At 39.9% G+C, this 2811-nt stretch carries 2 protein-coding genes; both read right to left on the reverse strand.

Features of this window, described 5'->3' with window-relative positions:
- Window positions 1-261 precede the first annotated feature (261 nt).
- Complete coding sequence (locus AB4160_RS19305) at window positions 262-2280, reverse strand: methyl-accepting chemotaxis protein (protein WP_102520183.1); 2019 nt, start codon at window positions 2278-2280, stop codon at window positions 262-264.
- Window positions 2281-2567: 287 nt separating this feature from the next.
- On the reverse strand, window positions 2568-2811 hold a 244-nt coding region (locus AB4160_RS19310; protein ID WP_372006062.1), incomplete at its 5' end, for a hypothetical protein.

Below are 2811 nucleotides of genomic sequence, written 5' to 3' on the forward strand. Positions count from 1 at the left end.
GCTTCGCTAAACTGAGTGCCGTCTTCTGCCGTGATTGTTGATGGCACCGCAATACCCGAAACACCGCGTAAACATCTAGCCCCATCGCTCTAACTCCTAGCAGCTAGCTCCAAATTCTTAAATCATAATTACCTGACCATTGTAAAGGCATCAGGTAATTTAGCTGTATTTGATTGAAGCGAGTTTAGCCGCCAAACCCATAAAAATATCTATGCGCAGAATGAAATAAGATACCGACTTTATATTTTGATGTGACCCAAACTAACGTATACCTGGATTAGATAAGGCTGACGTACCATTTCTTTCAATCTTAAACTGCTCAGAAAGAGTTGCTAATGTAGAAGCTATTTTACTTATTTCTTCACTTGAAGATGATACTTGGCTTGCTGCAGCTGAATTCTCATATGCTACATCGCTAATTGAAGTAATATTTAAGCTAATCTCGTTAGATACACATGATTGCTCCTCTACAGCAGCCGCGATAAGTTCAGTCATTTGGGTGATACTCCCAATCTCATCGTTGACAGACTTGATCATTTCAGCGGTATCTTGCGCATTAGACCTAGTACGACTACAAACCTCACGGCTTACACCCATCACAGCAACAGCTTCATTAGAAGCACGTTGCAGCCTGGCTATCATTACTTCGATGTTTTTTGTTGAATCCTGAGTTTTCAAGGCAAGCGAGCGAACTTCATCAGCAACAACAGCAAAGCCGCGCCCCTGATCGCCAGCTCTTGCAGCTTCAATCGCAGCGTTCAGTGCTAGTAAATTCGTTTGATCAGCAATGCCACGAATGACATCTAACACCGAACCAATCTCTTTTGAGTCAGCTTCTAATGATTTAATAACCTCACTTGCACTTTGAATCTCATTATCTAAATCTGACAGGTCTTTAATTGTCACAATAACTTTCTCATTGGCATTAAAAGAGCTATTTTGAGCTGAAAGCGCCGAAACTGCAGCACTAGAGGCACTTTGAGCAACATCATTTACGCTTGTTGTCATTTGCTCAACGGCTGTTGCTACTTGTTCAATACTCTCTTTTTGTTGCTCAAGGCTAGTTGTTGATTGTAAGCTAAGTGCGCTTGTTTCTTCTGCTGAACTCGCCAAACTACTACTGTTATCGACTATTTTACTCACTATTTCTAGTAGGTTATTAGCCATGAGTTTCATTGCACCATAAACACTATCAGTGTTTCGACTATCATCAAATTGAATGGTTAAATCGCCTTTCGCGATCGCTTCTGAAATATGTCTCATATCAGAAGGTTCACCTCCAAGAGGGCCAGTAATTGATTTGCTGATGAAAAAAGCGATCACACTTATTAGTAATATGAAAAAAGAAACAATTATTCCAATTAACCAGTTAAGTTTATAAATGGAACTGAACGCTTCATCGACATCTATTTCTGATATCAATGCCCAGTTGATACCATTGATAGAAAGGGGGGTATAAGCTGATAGAACTGGATTACCATTATAATCAACAATCAGTTCTTCATCTGTAATGCCCGTTAATGCTTTCTGAGTTGCTTCTGTGTTTACTCCATTAAATTCAACATTCCCAGCAAATGACGCTTTTACTGATCGCCCGACAGGATCTAAAAATGAATCGGATCGCATTAGTAAATCACTACCAACAAGGTAGCTCTCACCAGAGTTCCCCATTCCAGCCCGCTGATGCATAATGGCATCAATTGATTGAATTGATAGCTGTAACGCAACTACGACTGACTCCCCTTTTAGGTTTTTTATAGGTATGGCAATAAAACTCGCGGGTTCGTTATTACTAGCACTATACTGCCTAAAATCAGCCATCTCGAACTCTTGACTGCTGCGAACGGTACGAAATAACTCTCCGAGGCCTGAGTCACTGTATATACCGGTTATTAGATTCGTCTGATAGTCAGCTTCTTTCTTTGTCGTATAGAAGACATAACCAGACTCATTGATTAGAAATAAATCATAATAGCCATAAGATTCGATGAAATTATCAAAATACTCATGCATCGTGATTGATGACGCTCTTAACCCTTCAGTAGACTCGAAATTCAAGGTCTTCTCAATTGTGCTCCTAAGCACCTCCATGTCTCCTCGCCGCTCTGCGAAATAATTTTCTATTTGTGACTTGGTAATTTCTCTTACAGCAACTAATTGAGAGAATGCTTGCTGCTCTATTGCAGAGCTAGCAATTCTATTTGATAAAAAACCAACGATTAATGTGGGTAAAAGTGATAAAAATAAGAATGAAAACAGAAGTTTCTTTTGAAGTTTCATTACGCAGCCAAATCTTATTGCTATTGTTATAAAGGCAATTGTCGCACCGACAACAACTAAAACCAAACAAAAGCATAACGTTAACACTGAGCCACCAAACAAAATAACACCACACACACCAATCAAACCCCGATGCGAAACCATTAGCAAACAAGCGCAACCTAAAGACATCAAACGTTACAGAGCCGAACAATGAGAAGAAAGAATGCGAAACAGCGACGTTGGAAGACTTACGAGTATAAAACCCTAAAATACTGAGGTTAACGTGGCAAAGACTAAATTATTAATTAGAGGCCAAAATCAGACAAACTAAAGACTTCCCTGAACGGCTTCGGGTTAGATTGATGTGAAATAACAGCAGTATTAAAACGGCAAAATTGCACAAGATGTGCAACTAACCTATCGAACAAGTCATTGGCAATTGAGGGAAAATCTGATGATGAAAAGTCGCCATCAATTTCATTCAAAGGGACACTAAACCGCCATCCCAGCTGCGAAGCCAGACGACCAAGCCCATTGAAAGTTGAACCC

The organism is Shewanella sp. 10N.286.51.B8, assembly GCF_041469325.1.
Classification (GTDB): Bacteria; Pseudomonadota; Gammaproteobacteria; order Enterobacterales; family Shewanellaceae; genus Shewanella.

Coding starts and splice junctions, on each gene's coding strand:
- AB4160_RS19305 (WP_102520183.1), bottom strand. CDS start 2,280: ATGAAACTTCAAAAGAAACTTCTGTTTTCATTCTTATTTTTATCACTT.